This is a genomic window from Agrobacterium sp. ST15.13.013 (assembly GCF_027956525.1).
Classification (GTDB): Bacteria; Pseudomonadota; Alphaproteobacteria; order Rhizobiales; family Rhizobiaceae; genus Agrobacterium; species Agrobacterium salinitolerans.
Map to the genome: position 1 here is coordinate 1 of NZ_JAQKGP010000061.1, position 2,637 is coordinate 2,637.

Genomic DNA, 2,637 nt, shown 5'->3' on the forward strand with positions numbered 1-2,637 from the left:
GCTTGCCAAGCCGGATATAGAGCTCAACCGCTCGAAGTCTGTCTGCGTAGGAATACATGAACTACCTCCTTGGTGGTCCAAGTTTTCGTCCGCACCCCCTAATTTCCATTGAGAATTGAGCCATGTGAACCTTCCCCCCAACGCGGAGAGCGACGGGGGCAACGGAGTGATCCACATGGGACTTTTAAATATCATCCGTCGGATGGCGCTGCGGGAGAAGCAGTCGATCCGCGAGATCAGCCGGCGCACGGGACTGTCGCGGAACACGATCGCGAAGTATCTGAACGCTGGTACAATCGAACCAACATTCACGGTACCGGAACGACCGAGCAAGCTTGACCCTTTTGCCGACAAGCTGGCGGCCTGGCTGAAGACAGAGGCCGGGAAATCGCGCAAGCAGCGACGAACACTGAAGCAGGTTCATGCCGATCTGGTGGCTCTCGGCTTTACCGGCTCCTATGGTCGGGTTGCCGCCTTCGCCCGTGATTGGCGAGCGGAACGACAACGTGAGCAGCAGACGACGGGCCGCGGCATATTCGTTCCGCTGTCTTTCCGCCCAGGCGAAGCATTCCAATTCGATTGGAGTGAGGACTATGCCGTCATTGGCGGCGAGCGCACGAAGCTGCAGGTCGCGCATATCAAGCTATCGCACAGTCGGGCTTTTCTGGTCAGGGCGTATCTGCTGCAAACGCACGAGATGCTGTTTGACGCCCATTGGCACGGCTTCCGTGTGTTCTGCGGCGTCCCTGCTCGCGGCATCTACGATAATATGAAGACAGCGGTCGATCGTGTTGGCCGCGGCAAGGAGCGACAGGTCAACATCCGGTTCCTTGCGATGACGAACCACTACGTTTTTGCGCCAGAGTTCTGCAATCCCGCCGCAGGCTGGGAGAAGGGACAGGTCGAGAAGAACGTTCAGGATGCCCGACCACGCCTGTGGCAACAGATGCCGGACTTCCCGGATTTGGCAGCGTTGAATCTGTGGCTGGAGCAGCATTGCCAAGACCTGTGGCAGGAGACACCACACGGGAGCCTGCCCGGTTCGATCGCCGATGTTTGGGCTGATGAGCAGCCTGCTTTGATGGCATTGCCCGCCATGTTTGATGGCTTCGTCGAGCAGAGCAAGCGTGTCTCGCCGACATGCCTGATCACCTTCGAACGGAACCGCTACAGCGTGCCGGCCTCCTTTGCTAACCGGCCCGTCAGCCTGCGGATTTATCCTGAGCGGCTGGTCGTTGCAGCCGAGGGCAATATCCTCTGCGAACATCCACGGATCATAGAACGCAGTCACGACAAACCACCGCGAACGATTTATGATTGGCGGCATTACCTTGCCGTTATCCAACGTAAGCCTGGTGCCCTGCGCAATGGTGCTCCCTTCCTGGAATTGCCACTGGGCTTTCGACAACTGCAGGACCAGATGCTTCGCCGCCCCGGTGGTGATCGTGAGATGGCTGACATCCTCGCTCTCGTCCTTCATCACGACGAACAGGTTGTCGTCAGGGCTGTGGAGCTGGCTCTGGATCAAGGCGTCGCGACCAAGACGCATGTGCTGAACCTGCTGCATCGTCTGATCGATGGGAAGACAACCGACGGTCCTGATATCGACACGCCACAGGCGCTGACCTTGTTGCGTGAACCCAAGGCAAATGTGGAGCGCTACGATGGCCTGCGTGTCCGGATTGTGGGAGGTCGTCATGCGTCATGATCCCGCCAGCGCCGCCGTCGTCATCATGCTGCGTAGCCTGAAGATGTATGGCATGGCCCAAGCGGTCACGGACCTGATCGAGCAAGGCGCTCCAGCCTTCGATTTGGCCGTGCCGATCCTGTCCCAGTTGCTAAAAGCCGAGATGGCCGAGCGCGAGGCCCGCTCCATCGCCTATCATATGAAGGCTGCGCGCTTTCCTGGCTACAAGGACATCTCCGGCTACGACTTCGCCGCCAGTGAGATCAATGAGGCGACGGTGCGCCAACTGCATCGATGCGAGTTCATCGACGGAGCGCAGAACATTGTCCTCGTCGGCGGACCGGGCACAGGCAAAACACACGTCGCGACCGCTCTCGGCGTCCAGGCTATCGAGCATCACCGCCGAAAGGTCCGCTTCTTCTCAACCATCGAATTGGTCAATGCGCTCGAGCAGGAGAAGGCAAAGGGCAAGGCAGGCCAGATCGCTGAGACGCTGGTTCGTCTCGATCTGCTGATCCTTGATGAACTCGGATACCTTCCGTTCAGTGCTTCCGGCGGAGCGCTGCTATTCCACCTGCTGAGCAAGCTCTATGAGCGCACCAGTGTCGTCATCACCACCAACCTCAGCTTCAGCGAATGGGCAACCGTCTTCGGCGATGCCAAGATGACGACAGCTTTGCTCGATCGCCTGACCCACCGTTGCCACATCCTGGAAACCGGTAACGACAGCTTCCGCTTCAAGGCCAGCTCGGCCGCAGCAGCCCAGAAGAGAGGAGAAAAGGCCAATCCCTTGACCAAAGCCTGATCAAAAAACCATACTCAGAGGTGGCTCACTTCTCGGTGGAAAAACCGGGGGTGCGGACGAAAACTTGGACCACCAAGGAGGTAGTTCATGTATTCCTACGCAGACAGACTTCGAGCGGTTGAGCTCTATATCCGGCTTGGCAAGC

2 protein-coding genes are annotated in these 2,637 nt (G+C 58.4%); both read left to right on the forward strand.

Going from position 1 to position 2,637, the window contains the following annotated elements:
- Window positions 1-175: 175 nt before the first annotated feature.
- Entirely contained in the window at window positions 176-1,708 is a 1,533-nt protein-coding gene (gene istA, locus PL597_RS25815; protein ID WP_271366640.1) for an IS21 family transposase, read from the forward strand.
- A complete protein-coding gene (istB, locus tag PL597_RS25820) occupies window positions 1,698-2,492 on the forward strand; it encodes an IS21-like element helper ATPase IstB (protein ID WP_271366641.1) in 795 nt (264 codons plus the stop codon). Before istA ends, istB begins: the two co-directional genes overlap by 11 nt.
- Window positions 2,493-2,637 lie beyond the last annotated feature (145 nt).

Coding starts and splice junctions, on each gene's coding strand:
- istB (WP_271366641.1), top strand. CDS start 1,698: ATGCGTCATGATCCCGCCAGCGCCGCCGTCGTCATCATGCTGCGTAGC.
- istA (WP_271366640.1), top strand. CDS start 176: ATGGGACTTTTAAATATCATCCGTCGGATGGCGCTGCGGGAGAAGCAG.